Source organism: Enterobacter cloacae complex sp. P38RS (assembly GCF_014930775.1).
Classification (GTDB): domain Bacteria; phylum Pseudomonadota; class Gammaproteobacteria; order Enterobacterales; family Enterobacteriaceae; genus Enterobacter; species Enterobacter bugandensis.
Genome location: NZ_JADBRS010000005.1, coordinates 193,886 through 209,876, shown reverse-complemented (window position 1 = coordinate 209,876; position 15,991 = coordinate 193,886). Strand labels below are relative to the sequence as shown.

Below are 15,991 nucleotides of genomic sequence, written 5' to 3'. Positions count from 1 at the left end.
GCTACCCCTCACGCACGTTAAAACCCAGCTCTTTTGATATCGCCTCTGCCGTTTCGCGCAGAGGCTTGAGCAGGTTTTTCTCGCCAACCTGCTTCATGCGGGACGTCGACAACGAAATGGAGATCGCGAAAGCGGCATGATGGTCATCAAGCCGTCCGGCGTGGAGTACGACGTGATGACGGCGGAGGATATGGTGGTGGTGAACATTGCCACCGGTCTGGTGGTCGAAGGCAGTAAAAAACCCTCCTCTGATACACCAACCCATCTGGCACTGTATCGCCGTTATCCGGAGATTGGCGGCATCGTACATACCCATTCCCGCCACGCCACCATCTGGTCGCAGGCGGGACAGGATTTACCCGCCTGGGGCACGACACACGCAGACTATTTCTACGGAGCGATCCCCTGCACGCGGCTGATGAAGAGTGCGCCTATATGGGCCTGTTCTCACGCCAGCTCGCACCACAGTTACCGGCTATGCAGCAGGCGCTGCTGGACAAGCATTATCTGCGCAAGCACGGGGCGAACGCCTATTACGGGCAGTAATCAACCGGAATTAATATGCTCCTTACAGTACCGCCGTTTCCAGACGGCGGGGGTTAACCCGGTATGCTTCGAGAATATCTGCCGGAAATATCCCACGTCGTTAAAGCCGCAGCGCGCTGCGACCTCGGTTAATGACGCAGCGTCGTTGAGCAGGAGTTTTTCCGCCGCCCTGACGCGCTGGCGATGTATCGCCTCCGTCAGGGTTAAATGGAAAGTCCGGCGAAAGACGCGCCCGAGATAATCTGCATTACAGTGCAACGCTTTTGCCAGCTGCGAGGTGGATATCGGTAAATGAAACTGCGTGCGAATAAGCTGTTTTGCCTTCCATGCCATCGCCGCGCCGGCCTGATCTGCGCTGTCTTCATATCCTGAAGAGTTCGACACCTGCTGTAAAATCAATAATAAAATCATCTCCAGCGCCATGCTACGCCGTAATTTCTCCTGCTCGCTGAGGAATTGACGAAAGAGCGCAATCACATATTCCGCATCCCTTACGCGGCAGTGTTGTTCTATTGCCAGAGGAGCAGCGTTGGGTAACGTTGGATCTTGCGGCTCCACCTCAAAATGCAGCCAGTAAAAGCGCAGGTCCGCCGGGAAATCCTCCACGCCCACATGCCGACGCTGCGGCCAGAGCAATAAACTCTCTCCCGCATTAACATCAAAAACATGATTTTCTTCCTGGATCGTTAAAGTCCCTTTTTCGACAAAAATAATCTCCCACGATGTTAATTTTCGCGCAGGGTGGCGGCCCACTCCGCGGGAGATAAATAGCCCGCCATTTTGAACCTTAACCGGAAGCGCTATGGATAATTCGAGCATGGATATTCACCATTCCGCTTTTATTGTCGTTAATATTCGACTTACCCGTTGATTATTAATCAATATTAAAATATCTGTCCGATCGGAATCACATTTTTATCATCAGGTCGGAATCGTCACCTTTTTATACTTTTCCCTTCCCTTGTTGGCCTTCCCGTTCGATGCAGAATAAAGAGGTACCCAGCATAAATACGATAATAAATTCGATCTCCGAGGAGTTACTTCATGACTTCCACACCGATTACAGACGCAGACGCTGCAAAACAGAAAGTCGATGACCGGCTGTCCGTCCGCGAGAAAATGGGCTACGGCCTGGGCGATGCGGGCGGCACGGTAATTACCTGCCTGATCATGAACTTTCTGACCTTTTTCTATACCGATGTATTTGGTCTCACCCCTGCGCTGGTGGGCACGCTGTTTATTGCCCTTCGCGTGTTTGACGCCATTTCCGATCCGGTGATGGGCGTCATTGCTGACCGCACGCAGAGCCGCTGGGGCCGATTTCGTCCCTGGCAGCTGTGGGTCGCCGTCCCGATAGGCATTATCGGCGTAATGACCTTCACCGTTCCGGAAGCCAGCATGGGCGTGAAAATCGCCTGGGCGTTCGGCACCTATTTGCTGTTATCCGTGGGCTATACCGCCATCAACGTGCCCTACTGCGCGCTGATCAACACCATGACCACCCGCCACAACGAGGTGATCGCCTGCCAGTCCTGGCGCTTTGTGCTGTGCGGCGTGGCGGGCTTTTTGGTCTCCGTTGGCCTGCCGTGGCTGGTAGCGGAGCTGGGTCAGGGCGATGCCGCGAAGGGTTATCAACTGGGCGTTGGCGTGCTGTGCGCTATCGCCGTGGTGATGTTCTTGTGCTGCTTCTTCTGGGTTCGTGAACGCGTTCCGCTGGCGCTGATGGGCAAATTCACCCTGCGCGAGCACCTGGCGGGCCTGCGTAAAAACGATCAGCTGCTGCTGATGTTGTTGATGTCGTTTCTGCTGATCAACGTCTTCAACATTCGCGGCGGTGGATATATGTACTTTATCACCTACGTGCTTCAGGGCAGCACGGCGTACACCTCGCTGTTTTTCACCATGGTGACCTTTGCCGCTATTCTGGGCGCAGTTATCGTCAGCCCGCTGTCGCGCCGTATTGATACCGTCAAACTCTACTACTACACCAACCTGGTGCTCGCTGCGCTTGCGGTGGGCATGTGGTTTCTGCCGGGTGGTCCGGCGCACCAGACGCTATGGCTGATCGTCATTTTAAGCAACGGCGTGATCCTGGGCTTCACCCTGCCGCTGCACTTCTCGCTAATGGCCTTTGCCGATGACTACGGCGAGTGGAAAACCGGCGTGCGTTCGTCGGGCATGAACTTCGCCTTCAACCTGTTTTTCATCAAGCTTGCGTGGGCGTCCAGCGCCGGGATTATCAGCCTGGTGTTTATTGCCGTGGCCTATCAGCCAGGCGCGGGCAACCAGACGCCAGCCTCACTGCACGGCATCACCGCCATGGAGACGCTGCTGCCTGCCCTTTTCCATCTGCTGCTGGCGGTCGCTATCCGCTGGTGCAGGCTTAATAACCCAATGATGTCGCGCATTTCCACCGACCTGCGCCAGCGTCACGTACCGTCCTGAGGAGAACGCTATGTCCATAATGGAACCCGACCTGCACCAGCTGAAAATCAACGATCCGTTTCTCGGGCAATATCAACGGCTGGTCCGTGACGTGGTGATCCCTTACCAGTGGGATGCGCTTAACGACCGCGTGGCGGAGGCCGAACCCAGCCACGCCATCGCCAACTTCCGCATCGCGGCCGGGCTGGAACAGGGGGAGTTTTACGGGATGGTGTTTCAGGACAGCGACGTAGCGAAATGGCTCGAAGCCGTGGCGTGGTCGCTGTGCCAGAAACCGGATGCAGCACTGGAAAAAACCGCCGACGAGGTGATTGAGCTGGTCGCGGCAGCGCAGTGTGAAGATGGTTACCTCAACACCTACTTTACGGTAAAAGCCCCCGAGGAACGCTGGACAAATCTGGCCGAATGCCACGAGCTGTACTGCGCCGGGCATATGATTGAAGCGGGCGTGGCGTATTTCCAGGGAACCGGAAAACGTCGCCTGCTGGACGTGGTGTGCAGGCTGGCGGACCATATCGACAGCGTGTTTGGCCCGGGAGAAACACAGCTACACGGTTACCCTGGTCACCCGGAAATCGAGCTGGCGCTGATGCGGCTGTACGACGTCACGCAGGAGCCGCGTTATCTCAATCTGGTGAAATACTTTATTGAAGAACGCGGCGCGCAGTCTCACTTCTACGATAGCGAATACGAGAAGCGCGGCAAAACATCTTACTGGAACACCTATGGTCCGGCGTGGATGGTCAAGGACAAAGCCTACAGCCAGGCGCATCTGCCCCTTGCGGAACAACAAACGGCCATCGGCCATGCCGTGCGTTTCGTCTATCTGATGACGGGCATGGCGCATCTGGCGCGCCTGAGCAACGACGAGGGGAAACGTCAGGACTGTCTGCGTCTGTGGAACAACATGGCGCAGCGCCAGCTGTACATTACCGGCGGGATTGGCTCGCAGAGCAGCGGGGAGGCGTTCAGCAGCGATTACGATCTGCCCAACGATACGGTGTACGCCGAAAGCTGCGCCTCAATCGGCCTGATGATGTTCGCCCGCCGGATGCTGGAGATGGAGGCAGACGGCCACTACGCCGACGTGATGGAGCGCGCGCTGTACAACACGGTGCTGGGCGGGATGGCGCTGGACGGTAAGCATTTCTTTTATGTCAATCCACTGGAAGTGCATCCGAAAACGCTGGCCTTTAACCATATCTATGACCACGTGAAGCCGGTGCGTCAGCGCTGGTTCGGCTGCGCCTGCTGCCCGCCGAATATCGCCCGCGTGCTGACCTCGCTGGGGCACTACATTTATACCGTTCGCCCGGATGCGCTGCTGATAAACCTGTACGTGGGGAACGACGTCGCCATTCCGGTGGGCGATAACGCCCTACAGCTGCGCATTAGCGGTAACTATCCGTGGCAGGAGCAGGTGAAGATTGAAATCACCTCGCCGGTTCCGGTCACCCACACGCTGGCACTCAGGCTGCCGGACTGGTGCGCGGAGCCTGCCGTTTCGCTGAATGGCGAAGCCATTACCGGTGAAGTGTCACGCGGATATCTCTACCTCTCCCGCTGCTGGCAGGAAGGCGACACCCTGACCCTGACGCTACCGATGCCGGTCCGCCGCGTGTACGGTAACCCCCAGGTGCGCCAGCAGGCGGGTAAAGTCGCGCTACAGCGCGGGCCGCTGGTTTACTGCCTGGAAGAAGCTGATAACGGCGCCAACCTGCATAACCTCTCCTTGCCCCGAGATAGCGAGTTCCGGGTATATGAAGGCAAAGGCATTTTCGCGCATAAGATGCTGATACAGACAGAAGGGATTGGGTGTCACATGAAGGAAACGGATGCGCTGTGGCAGTACGACCGCTCGCCGGTACTGCGCCAGCCCCGGACGTTGACCTTTATTCCGTGGTTTAGCTGGGCTAACCGGGGAGAAGGGGAAATGCGGATATGGGTGGATGAAGGCTGAATAGCGGCGGTCTGTTGCCCTCACCCACGGGAGAGGTTGAACGCTATGGCAGCACGCGACGTGCTGCCTCAGCCAGAAATGCGCTTCGATTACCGAACTGAGGATGCTCGCTGACAAAGGAATCAATCTTTACCAGCAAACGTCGAGGCATCGTGATGTTAATACGCTCGGCTCTGCCGTCAAACTGCTTCATATTAATATCCACCAGCAACCATTGCCCGCCCGTGAAGTCGTCAGGGTGATTTTCAAGGTGCACTTCGACATTTCCCGGAAGAGGCAATGCTTCATCCATTTCAAACAGCGCTTCGAAGTGCGCGGTGAGCGCCTCACGTGCATCCTGAAAAGCGTCGTCCAGGGAATCACCTGCAAAAAAACAGCCTGGAACGTCAGGAAAAAAGCCGCTGGCGCTACCGTCGGTGTCAGAATGAATGTAAGCCGGATAAAACATAACTACTCCTGATATCAGTGTTTAATTCCCGCCTGCCGCCATATCTGCGCGAGCGTGCCCGGTTTAATATCCTTCTTAGGATGTGGGACAGTAACCAGCCCTTTCTGTTCGGGATGGCGAAACTGATGATGGCTTCCTTTCGTTCTGACACATTTCCAGCCGTGGCCGATCAGAACGGTAATGACATCCGCACTTTTCACATCCCAGTCCTTCCATGATTATACACATGATACACACCATTGCTATCGGGTCGAATCACATTAGCGCATAAGGAACATCAGTGCAGCCGTGTTTTGGCGGAACAGGAAGAAGCATCGAGAAATGAAAAAGGAATACGTTGTATTGCAGATAAAAATGCAGGCAAGATCGTAGGCCGGGCAAGGCAACGCCGTCGCCCGGCTTTACCGCATCAGAAGCGCCAGGTCAGGCCGGTCATTAGCGCGAAGCTATCATCGCGGTCGATCATCGGGCTGTTCTTCACGTCATCAGGCAACACGGTGTAGACCGCGCTGGCGTTGAGGTACAGCTTCTGGGTTAACTGATATTTAGCTGCCAGACCAACGTAGGGCGTCCAGCTGTCGCCGGCGGTGTATTGATCCAGCCCTGAGCGGCGTGACTCGCTGCCGGATACGCCGTAGTAGTAGTCGTTATGGCTCTCGTCGCTGTAAAAAACACCGACAGAAGGCGTCAGGGTCAAACGCTCCATCCTGATTGGACGGAAGTAGGATACCTCGCCCACCACGCCGCCGCTTTCATCCGTGGCATCGCCTGAAACCGCCACTTTCAGAGAACCCCAGCTTTCGTGGTGGTAGTACGCACCGCCGAGGAACGCAGAGGCTTTACGCTCATCAAGCTGCTTCATCTGGTGGTCGTCGTTATCATCCGGATCAAAATGCAGCGGCATCCAGGATGCGGTCAGGCTGAGTTCATTTTTTGCGTCTTTCCACAGGATCCATCCGCCCGTGGTCTGGCGAACATAGAAGCGATCACCCTCATAGCTAATTAACGGCACCGCGGTGGTATTTTCGTTATAGCCTTTATAAGGAGACTCATTAAATACGGCCCCCGCGCCAAGTGAAAAGTCACCGGCCATTGCAGAAGAGGTTGCAAATAACGTGGCAGCGATCAGTAAATTGTATTTAATAGTCATGTGAAGTAATCCATTTATACGCCAAATAAGCGGGGCGAATAATAATGTTTACAAATTTGCCGGTGCAACGCTGCAGTTTATATAATATTATATATAAAATCATATAGATGGGTGCGCATGATGAATAAATTACAGCTAAAGCCACGCGAGTTGAAAATAATCTCCGTCATCGCAGCCACCCACAGCATTGGTGATGCCGCCGCCCTGCTGGGCATGGCGCAGGCCAACGTCAGTAAATATCTCTCGGATTTTGAAACGCGGGTTGGGCTTAAGGTTTTTGAGCGCACCACCCGCCAACTCGCTCTGACGCAGTTCGGTGAGGCGTTGCTCCCCTATGTCGACGCCACGCTGGACAAAAACACGCAACTTATTAATTTCATTGCCGATTATAAGCATGAAAAGCGTGGAAAAGTCACGATTTACGCCCCAACGGGCATCGTGACCTATCTCGCGCGCCACGTGATCCACCAGATAAAGGACATCGGGGATATTCGCATTTCCCTGAAAACCTACAACCTGGACCGCAACGAATATTCAGAAGGTGTGTCCTTCCCGGATGACTGTGATATTTTAATTACCTATGCGCAACCGAAAGATGAAAGTCTGGTCGCCAGCGTGTTAGCAAAATATTCCGTCACTGCATTCGCAACCCAGGAATATTTAAATAAACATCCTTTAACCGGACCTGAAGATTTAATTAATCACTCCTGTATTCTGATCGACTCCATGCTGGTCGATGACGCCAACATCTGGCGTTTTCGCATGCATGGCAGTGATGATGTGCATGATTATCGGGTAACCGGAAACTATATTTGCGACAATACCCAGACGGCTCTGGAGCTGGCAAGAAATAACCTTGGCATTGTGTTCGCGCCGAAAGAAAGCCTGAAGAAGGAATTAACGCAAGGCACGCTGGTCCCCTGTTTCCCGCATCAGGAAGAGTGGTGGCTCGATCTGACCGCCATCTTCCGCAAGCGCGAATATCAGCCCTGGCGCGTACAATATGTTCTGGATGGCGTCCTCAACTGCCTGCGCCAGCAAATTGCTCAGGCCGTCCATGGACGGCCTGAACTGGGCGATTAGAACAGCCCCAGCGGTTTATCGGAGTAGCTGACAAGCAGACATTTCGTCTGCTGGTAATGCTCCAGCATCATCTTGTGCGTTTCACGCCCGATGCCCGACTGCTTATACCCGCCAAATGCCGCGTGAGCCGGATAGGCGTGGTAGCAGTTGGTCCATACGCGTCCCGCCTGAATGCCTCTGCCCATTTTATAGGCCAGGTTGCCGTTGCGGCTCCAGACTCCCGCCCCCAGGCCATACGGCGTGTCGTTGGCAATCTCCAGCGCCTCCTCCATCGTTTTGAAGGTAGTCACCGCCAGCACCGGTCCGAAAATCTCCTCCTGGAAGACGCGCATGTTGTTCTGCCCGAACAGGATCGTCGGCTCAAGGTAATACCCTTCCTGCAGATCTCCGCCGAGCACCTTACGGCGACCGCCGGTCAGGATATCCGCCCCTTCCTTCTTGCCGATATCGATGTAGTTGAGGATAGTCTCCAGCTGGCCATGCGAGACCTGCGCCCCCATCTGCGTAACGTTATCGAGCGGGTTACCACTGCGGATAGACTCGACGCGGCGAATGGCCCGCTCCATAAAGCGCTCGTAGATGGACTCCTGCACCAGCGCGCGGCTTGGGCAGGTGCAGACTTCGCCCTGGTTAAAGGCAAACAGCGCAAACCCTTCCAGCGCCTTGTCGAAGAAAGCGTCCTCTTCCTCCATCACGTCCGCGAAGAAGATGTTCGGGGACTTCCCGCCCAGCTCCAGGGTCACCGGAATAATGTTTTGCGTGGCGTACTGCATAATCTGCTGGCCCACTTCCGTCGACCCGGTAAACGCCACTTTAGCGATCCGTTTTGAGGTGGCCAGATATTCCCCTATCTCACCGCCCGCGCCGTTCACCACGTTAATCACCCCCGGCGGCAGAAGATCGGCAACAATTTCCATCAGCAGCAGGACAGAGAGCGGGGTTAAACGCGCCGGTTTAAGCACAATGCAGTTCCCGGCGGCCAGCGCGGGCGCCATTTTCCAGCTCGCCATCAGCAGCGGGAAGTTCCACGGAATAATTTGCCCGACGACCCCCAGCGGCTCGTGGAAGTGGTACGCCACGGTGTCGCTATCTACCTCGCTTATTCCGCCCTCCTGCGCGCGAATACAGGAGGCAAAATAGCGGAAGTGGTCGATAGCCAGCGGCACGTCTGCCGCCATCGTTTCCCGGATCGGCTTGCCGTTATCCCAGGTTTCCGCCGTCGCCAGCAGCTCCAGATTCTGCTCCATCCGGTCGGCGATTTTGAACAAAATGGCCGCGCGCTCCTGAACGGAGGTATGGCCCCATTTATCTTTCGCTTTGTGCGCCGCATCCAGCGCCAAATCGATATCCCGCTTGCCGGAGCTGGCAATCTCGCACAGCGGCTGGCCGGTAACGGGCGTCAGGTTGGAATAGTATTCGCCGTCGACGGGGGCCACCCAGTCGCCGCCGATAAAATTGTCATAACGGGGCTTCAGCTTGAGGGGAAAACCATACTCGCCGGGCTGGATACGCGAAGAGGGAGGATTGTTTGTCATGACCGTCTCCTTGCTGTTGGTGTACAACAAGGGTAGTCCCGGCTGGCGGTTTTCTCGCCAGTGGGTGACGGGTTTACGAGCCGTATCACGGATTACCGTACTTTACGTTTCGTTCCTGCCACTGAGCCATACTTAACAGCTCAAGGGCTCATGAGGAACGATGCGATGCAGCTGTTTATCGGTTTTGACGTAGGCGGAACCCACATCAAACACGGCGTGATTGATGAAAATGGCAAGGAGCTGACGACGGACGAGTACGATACTCCTGAGGATAAAAACACCTTCAAAAAGAAGTGGAAAGCGGTAGTTGAAGCGTATCAGGACGAACACGGCATCGTCGGTATCGGCGTGAGCTTTCCCGGCCATATTAACCACCACAGCGGCGAAGCGGCAAAAGCGGGCGCGCTCGACTATCTCGACGGTGAAAACCTGTGCGCACTCTTCGCCGGGCTGACCGATCTTCCCGTCACCGTGGAAAACGACGCCAACTGTGCGGCGCTGGGCGAGCGCTGGCAGGGCGCGGGTAAGGACTACGAGCATTTCGTCTGCATCACCATCGGCACGGGCATCGGTGGCGGGATTGTGATGGAAGGCGATCTTTATCGCGGGTCGCATTACCGCGCCGGCGAATTTGGCGTGCTGCCCGTGGGTAATAACGGCGAACCCATGCATGAAGTGGCGTCGGCCAGCGGCCTGATGAAAGCCTGTCGTCGCGCGCTGGCCGTATCAGAAGAAGAGATGCCTCACGGCGAGGAGCTGTTTAAACGCATGGAGAGCGACGTGCATCTGCGTGAGGCCATTGAGGAGTGGGCCCATTGCCTCTCGCGCGGCGTTTACAGCGTAATCTCAATGTTCGATCCACAGGCAGTGCTGATTGGCGGCGGGGTAAGCGAGCAGGAGAAAATCTATCTCCTGCTCGATAAGTACCTGCAGCGATTCGAGGAGTGGGAGGCGCTCAAGGTGCCCATTCTGCCCTGCGAGCTGGGTAACCAGGCGGGGAGGCTGGGCGCGGTATGGCTGGCTAAGCAAAAACTCTCCCGCCGCACGTAGCGCTCAGGGGAACAGCTGCGCGTCGCGAAGCAGATGGTCATTACCCCGGCGACGCGTAAACCCGATGCGGTTGAAATATTCCAGGATCTGGATCGCCAGCTTGCGGCCAACGTTCAGCCGGTCGCGGAAATCGGCTGCGCAGGTGGAGCCGCGCGCCTGATCCAGTTCGCGGATCAGGTTAGCAAACGCCACAATGCGATCGTTACGGTAATAACGATCTTTCACTATCGCGACTATCAGCCCCTGCTGCGCCGCATGGCGCAATACCTGACGCATCACCTGCTCGTCGGTGTTCGTTTCACGAGCCAGATCGCGAACCCACCAGGGTTCATCGCCAAACAGCGAGGCCACTTTTTGCCAGATTGCCTCCTGCTCTGCGGTGAACCCGGCTTTGTGATCCGGCAGGTGCAGCCAGCCGTGATGGCTTTTAATCACCCCGCTTTCGCGCATGTTTTCAATCAGCAGCAGCACCAGCGCATCGTCTTCCATCGGCAGCGCCATGCGTCGCAGGCGCTCGCGACCAGGACCGGGTTCATCCTGATGCTGTTCATGGTAAGTGGCGAGCGTGTTCAGGATCTTACGCTGCCAGTTTGCCGCAACCGGCGCATCGAGCAGGCTGTTGCCGGCCTGAATAAAGCCCGGCTGTTGGGTCAGCTGATGCAACCCTTCGCCGCTCAGCTGGCGTGCCCATGCAAAATCACTCAGGCTCACGGCCCCGCGCTCAAGATGAACCCGCAGCGCGGCGTTATCATCCTGAGCCTGCGCAAGCGCAGCCAGCCATTGCAGGTATTCAGGCTTACGCTTGCCGCGTCGCGGCGGGTTCAGCGTCACTACCCGCGCCCCGGCCAGCGTTTCCCGTGCGGAAATGTCCCGCAGTACCAGACGGTCGTTATCCGCCAGCCAGAGCGGCGAATCAAAAACCAGTTCGGCAAGATCGTTTTCCAGCAGGGACACGCGCCCGGTGATATGGCTGGCCGCGTGGTGAATATGCAGCGGCTGCCATTGGGTCAGCGGGACGTTTGTCTGCAGGGAGACGATGACGCGTTCAGACGGCTCGGGCGGGGCGTCGGCCAGCAGCCAGTCGCCGCGGTTAAGCTGCTCTTTTTCCGCATCCCCGGCAATGTTGAGCGCGATCCGCTGCCCGGCGTGGGCGTGCTCCGCAGGCTGATTTTGCGCATGTAAGCCGCGCACGCGCATCGGTTTATTAACGCCCGTCAGCCATAGGCTATCGCCCACCTTCACTTCACCGCTTAACGCCGTACCGGTGACCACCAGCCCCGCGCCTTTGACGGTAAACGCCCGGTCAATCGCCAGACGGAAGCGGTGATGGCTGGCGTGGTCTCGCGACGAAAGCTGCTGCAAATGGTGGCGAAGTTCGCCGATACCGCGCCCTTCTGTCGCTACGGTGACAAAAAGCGGTGCATCGGCAAAACCATATTCCCGTAAGGTCGCCTGCACCGCTTCGCGCACCTCGCTGACGCGCGCGTCGTCAACGCGATCGGCTTTAGTCAGCGCCACGGTCAACTGCGGGTTGCCTGTCAGCTGGAGGATCGCCAGATGCTCACGGGTTTGCGCCATCACGCCGTCATCGCAGGCCACCACAAGCAGGGCATGATCGATGCCCCCCACGCCCGCCAGCATGTTGGAAAGAAATTTTTCATGCCCCGGAACATCAATAAAGCCCAGCACGCGGCCATCGGGCTGGGGCCAGTAGGCATAGCCAAGATCGATGGTCATGCCGCGCTTTTTCTCTTCCGGCAGACGATCGGCGTTTATGCCGGTAATTGCCTGCAGTAACGTGGTTTTTCCGTGGTCGACGTGACCGGCGGTGGCAATAATCATTTCAACAACATCTCCAGAAATCGCTCTTCATCTTCAAGGCAGCGCAGATCCAGCCACATGCGGCCGTCGTAAATCCGTCCGATAACCGGCGTCGGCAGGGCACGCCAGCGCAACGACAGGGCCTCCAGGCGGCTACCGCGCCCGTCACGCGGGGTGAAGGTGAGCGCTTGACTCGGCAGCCTGTCCACCGGCAGCGAACCGCTGCCAATTTGCGACTGGCAGGGCTCAATGCGAACGTCAAAATCGGGGTAGTGCGGGGCAACGCGCGGCAGCAGCCGTTCGGCCTGGGCGCGAATCGAGGCGGCATCCCGGCTTAACAGGCGCAGCGTGGGCAGGCGGTCAGCCAGTTTTTCCGGATGGAGATAGAGCCGCAGCGTCGCGTCCAGCGCGGCAAGGGTCATTTTATCGGCCCGCAGGGCGCGTTTGAGCGGGTGCTGCTGCAGCTGCGCAATCAGCTCGCGCTTGCCGACGATAATTCCGGCCTGCGGCCCGCCCAGTAGTTTATCGCCGGAAAAGCTGACCAGGCTCACGCCCGCGGCAATCATCTCTTGCGGCATCGGCTCTTTAGGCAGCCCGTACTGGCTGAGATCCACCAGCGAACCGCTGCCGAGATCGGCAATCACCGGAATATTCAGCTCGAGCCCAATCGCCGCCAGCTCGGCCTCTTCAACCGTTTTGGTGAAGCCTTCAATATGATAATTGCTGGTGTGGACCTTCATCAGCAGGGCGGTGTTTTCATTCACCGCCGCGCGATAATCTTTCGCATGGGTACGGTTAGTCGTACCCACTTCATGCAGCGTGCAGCCCGCCTGGCGCATCACGTCCGGGATGCGAAACGCCCCGCCAATCTCCACCAGCTCGCCGCGGGACACCACCACCTCTCTGCCGCTCGCGGTCGCCGCCAGCATCAGCAGCACCGCCGCCGCGTTGTTATTAACAATGCAGGCATCTTCCGCGCCGGTTAGCTGGCAGAGCAGATCCGCCAGCGCGCGATCGCGATGCCCGCGCCCGGCGCCGTCCAGATCGTACTCCAGCGTCACCGGCGAGCGCATGGCCTGCACGACCGCATCCACCGCCTCTTCCGCCTGCTGGGCGCGTCCCAGGTTGGTGTGCAGCACGGTCCCTGTCAGGTTGACTACCGGGCGTAACGCGCTTTGCGCCTTCTCACCCAGCCGATGCTCAACTTCCTGCTCCCACGCTGTGCACCAGTCGGGCAAGGCGTTTTCGGCCTGGATATGGCCTCGGGCTTCATCCTGAAGCAGACGTAACATCTCCACCGTCGCGGTATGGCCGAAGCGCTCAACGGCAGCGTGAATGCGGGGCTCGCGAAGAAGTCGGTCGGTCGCGGGGATCTGGCTGTACAGCGAATGATGAGTAGTCATGAAAGCGCCTGGCGAGTAAATATCTTCCCCCCTCCCGACGGGAGAGGGAGTTAACATATGGAGGGATTGTACCGCCTCCGACGCCGAAGTGTTATAACCCGCGTCAAGCCTTTGGCGGTTCGGTGCGGGCAAAGCTCTCGCGGCTAAAGAGCGTTTCTGCGAGTTTCACCAGCAGCGGACGGTCAACGCACCAGCCAGGGGACACCCGGCGGAAGTTGAGATAGCCGATGGCGCAGGCGATGGCGATGGTTGCCAGGTCCAGGCTGTCGGTGTGGATCTTGCCCTCCCGTATAAGCTTTTCGCACATATCCAGACTGCGGCTGATTTTTTCCCGCTGGCGCAGCAGCTCGTTTTCTGACTGCTGGGCGGCGGGCCTTGCCTGCTCGCGAACGGAGGTGAGTGCTGCATCCATAATGCCGTCGGCCAGGGCTTCAATTTGCTTCACCGCCAGCGCCGCTTTAGGGTCAGACGGCAGCATTGACGGGGCAATGCCCAGCTGTTCGATATACTCCGCAATAATGGGGGAATCGAACCAGTATTCGCCCTCGTCCGTCACCAGCGCCGGAACTTTCCCCAGCGGGTTATACTGCGCGACGCCGTTTTCGGCGTTGTAGGGCTGTTCATTAACGAATTCAAATTCAATCCCTTTCTCCAGCAGGAGAATCGAGATTTTTCGCACGAAGGGACTGGTGTAGCTACCGATGAGTTTCATTGCCTGATCCTTGATGCCGGGAAAAAGTCAGTATGGATCAAGCGATGAAAAAAGGGCAGATATGCGTGTCGCATTCCCGCCCCGGAAGGATTAGTGATCGAGATAGAGGTAGTGCATCCAGCTGGTCATACGCAGCAGCACTTTACGCATCACCGAGACGTGGGCGAAATGATCCGAATAGACCGCCACCTGGGCATAAATACCGTCCGGCAAAGCATCGACGTCGGCGTTAGGCTCCAGTTCAATCAGCGCCTGTACGCCATCCGTACCCGGCGCAACGGTCAGTGCCTGCAAGGCACCCTGCGCCTGATACGACCCGCCCGGCACTACCGGCAGAACGCTGGTGAGCTTACCGGTGAACACCTGGCCCGGCAGCGCGTTAAATACCACTTCCGCTTCATCACCCGGCTTCAGACGCAGCAGCGAGTTCTGACGGAACTGGGCCACAATCTGGCGCTTCTGTTCAGGAATGAAGACCATCACCGGGCGCAGCGGCAGCGCGGCGGCATAGGTTCCCGGACGAATCAGCACCTGAGTGATGTAGCCATTGCTCGGCGCGCGCACCACGGTCTGATCGAGGTTGTATTTCGCTTCAGCAAGCTGGGCGCGTAACGAGGCAATCTGCGACTGCTCGCCGTTCACCATGCTGTCCAGCTGGCTTTGAATCTGCGTCTGTTCAGCAACGGAGCCTTTCACCATGGCATCCTGCGCCAGATAGTTCTGCCGCGCGTTATCAATATCGCTTTCAGAGAACGGATTCACCTTCGCCTGGCTGCCTTTGAGGTAGCGCTGATAATCTTTATATAGTCGATCGCGCTCAGCGGAGACGCGTGTCGTATTGGCAACCGCTTCCGAAAGCTGCGCTTTCAGAGTGTCGATATTGTGCGTCGCGGTCACCAGGTCCGCCTTCAGTCTGTCGACGCGCGCCTGATAGCGGCCCGGATCCAGTTTAAATAACACTTCGCCTTTTTTAATGAGCTGGTTATTTTTATCGGTCACTTCAGTAACCACCCCCGTGACCTGCGGCGTAATCGGAATGGAAATTACCGCTTTTTGCGCCGTAAAGGTATACGGATGGTTATAGTTCATTAGTAGAATGAGTCCGGCAACAATAAACACCCCGCCTAACGTCGCGGTAGCAAGCGTCCACTGATTTACCGGAATACGGAATATTTTAAAGATTGCCCAGGCAAATGCCACATAGGTCAGAATAATCAACAGATCCATGATTAGCGCTCCAGCGTGTTTTTATCATCAGAGGGCTGAACCGCTGCCAGCTTGTGTTCTAACTCGGCCACGCGTTTGGCCAGCGCATCCATCCCCGGAACCTCATCAGGCTTAGTAATGTGGTTCTGCATGCCCCAGCCGCGATCTTCGCGGTACAGCGTGGCCCAAATCCACAGGAACGGCCAGATGGCATGGAGCGTAAACAGGCTGATCCAGCCTGCCGTATGAATAGCATCGGCATGGGGATGATTACGCTTTTTAGCCATATTATAGGGGATGTCATGGATGGCGATGATTCCGTAAAAAAGAACCAGAAATACAAAAATCAACACGCCCAGCGCGAAATAGTTGAGAAACATAGTCTCCTCACTTAAACAACGTCAACTCATTACATTAATAAAACAGCACGCAACCTAATTAATTTATTTTTAAATTTAAAAGGCACACTGATTATTTCAGAGCCGGGAAGTATCGGTTTTTATAATATCTCCACGCAAGTTTATAAGCGTGTCAAAATATATCCTGAATAATAATATACTCAACCTTACATTATGAGCGTAATTCAGGTTTCAACTTTCCGCCATACTACATATGTAAACTGTTTTATTAGC

At 56.6% G+C, this 15,991-nt stretch carries 14 protein-coding genes and 2 pseudogenes; 5 read left to right on the top strand and 11 right to left on the bottom strand.

Annotation, left to right across the window (positions count from 1 at the left end):
- Window position 1 precedes the first annotated feature (1 nt).
- Window positions 2-142: pseudogene (locus IM303_RS09770) on the bottom strand (IclR family transcriptional regulator C-terminal domain-containing protein); the annotation flags it as partial.
- On the opposite strand from IM303_RS09770, the pseudogene IM303_RS09765 reads away from it, so the two are divergent.
- Window positions 122-546 (top strand): annotated as a pseudogene (locus IM303_RS09765) (class II aldolase/adducin family protein); the annotation flags it as partial. The pseudogenes IM303_RS09770 and IM303_RS09765 overlap by 21 nt on opposite strands.
- On the opposite strand, the gene IM303_RS09760 reads toward IM303_RS09765, so the two are convergent.
- The gene (locus IM303_RS09760) at window positions 547-1,365 is read right to left on the bottom strand and encodes an AraC family transcriptional regulator (RefSeq protein WP_126300642.1); all 819 of its coding nucleotides are present in this window, start codon (window positions 1,363-1,365) and stop codon (window positions 547-549) included.
- A 225-nt stretch (window positions 1,366-1,590) separates the two neighbouring features.
- On the opposite strand from IM303_RS09760, the gene IM303_RS09755 reads away from it, so the two are divergent.
- Entirely contained in the window at window positions 1,591-2,991 is a 1,401-nt protein-coding gene (locus IM303_RS09755) for an MFS transporter (RefSeq protein WP_062935829.1), read from the top strand.
- Window positions 2,992-3,001: 10 nt separating this feature from the next.
- Window positions 3,002-4,951: a glycoside hydrolase family 127 protein gene (locus IM303_RS09750; protein ID WP_193359855.1), complete on the top strand. Its 1,950-nt coding sequence runs from the start codon at window positions 3,002-3,004 to the stop codon at window positions 4,949-4,951.
- A 43-nt stretch (window positions 4,952-4,994) separates the two neighbouring features.
- Here the strand turns inward: IM303_RS09750 and IM303_RS09745 are convergent, their stop codons facing one another.
- The 3 genes from IM303_RS09745 to IM303_RS09735 all read right to left on the bottom strand — a co-directional run bounded on the left by IM303_RS09745 (window position 4,995) and on the right by IM303_RS09735 (window position 6,549).
- Entirely contained in the window at window positions 4,995-5,399 is a 405-nt protein-coding gene (locus IM303_RS09745; RefSeq protein WP_045260040.1) for a type II toxin-antitoxin system HicB family antitoxin, read from the bottom strand.
- Between the two features lie 14 nt (window positions 5,400-5,413).
- A complete protein-coding gene (locus IM303_RS09740; RefSeq protein WP_041911637.1) occupies window positions 5,414-5,599 on the bottom strand; it encodes a type II toxin-antitoxin system HicA family toxin in 186 nt (61 codons plus the stop codon).
- Window positions 5,600-5,808: 209 nt separating this feature from the next.
- Window positions 5,809-6,549 carry a MipA/OmpV family protein gene (locus IM303_RS09735; protein WP_193359854.1) on the bottom strand — a complete coding sequence of 247 codons (741 nt, stop codon included), beginning with the start codon at window positions 6,547-6,549 and terminating at the stop codon, window positions 5,809-5,811.
- Window positions 6,550-6,666: 117 nt separating this feature from the next.
- Here IM303_RS09735 and IM303_RS09730 point away from each other — a divergent pair, with 117 nt between their 5' ends.
- Complete coding sequence (locus IM303_RS09730) at window positions 6,667-7,632, top strand: LysR family transcriptional regulator (protein ID WP_059357123.1); 966 nt, start codon at window positions 6,667-6,669, stop codon at window positions 7,630-7,632.
- Here IM303_RS09730 and aldB read toward each other — a convergent pair.
- Window positions 7,629-9,167 carry an aldehyde dehydrogenase AldB gene (aldB, locus tag IM303_RS09725; RefSeq protein ID WP_041911639.1) on the bottom strand — a complete coding sequence of 513 codons (1,539 nt, stop codon included), beginning with the start codon at window positions 9,165-9,167 and terminating at the stop codon, window positions 7,629-7,631. The genes IM303_RS09730 and aldB overlap by 4 nt on opposite strands.
- A 165-nt stretch (window positions 9,168-9,332) precedes the next feature.
- Between aldB and IM303_RS09720 the strand changes: the two genes are divergently transcribed.
- The gene (locus IM303_RS09720; protein ID WP_192987362.1) at window positions 9,333-10,217 is read left to right on the top strand and encodes an ROK family protein; all 885 of its coding nucleotides are present in this window, start codon (window positions 9,333-9,335) and stop codon (window positions 10,215-10,217) included.
- A 3-nt stretch (window positions 10,218-10,220) separates the two neighbouring features.
- Here IM303_RS09720 and selB read toward each other — a convergent pair whose 3' ends face one another.
- The 5 genes from selB to IM303_RS09695 form a co-directional block, all read right to left on the bottom strand.
- Complete coding sequence (gene selB / locus IM303_RS09715; RefSeq protein ID WP_045630261.1) at window positions 10,221-12,059, bottom strand: selenocysteine-specific translation elongation factor; 1,839 nt, start codon at window positions 12,057-12,059, stop codon at window positions 10,221-10,223.
- Window positions 12,056-13,441 (bottom strand): L-seryl-tRNA(Sec) selenium transferase, encoded by a 1,386-nt coding sequence (gene selA / locus IM303_RS09710; RefSeq protein ID WP_193359853.1) that lies wholly within the window; start codon window positions 13,439-13,441, stop codon window positions 12,056-12,058. The genes selB and selA overlap by 4 nt, the downstream gene beginning before the upstream one ends.
- A 103-nt stretch (window positions 13,442-13,544) precedes the next feature.
- Window positions 13,545-14,153 carry a glutathione S-transferase gene (locus IM303_RS09705; protein WP_193051585.1) on the bottom strand — a complete coding sequence of 203 codons (609 nt, stop codon included), beginning with the start codon at window positions 14,151-14,153 and terminating at the stop codon, window positions 13,545-13,547.
- 90 nt (window positions 14,154-14,243) lie between these two features.
- Entirely contained in the window at window positions 14,244-15,380 is a 1,137-nt protein-coding gene (locus IM303_RS09700; RefSeq protein WP_028015049.1) for an HlyD family secretion protein, read from the bottom strand.
- A 2-nt stretch (window positions 15,381-15,382) separates the two neighbouring features.
- Window positions 15,383-15,739 carry a DUF3302 domain-containing protein gene (locus IM303_RS09695; RefSeq protein WP_028015048.1) on the bottom strand — a complete coding sequence of 119 codons (357 nt, stop codon included), beginning with the start codon at window positions 15,737-15,739 and terminating at the stop codon, window positions 15,383-15,385.
- Between the last annotated feature and the right edge of the window lie 252 nt (window positions 15,740-15,991).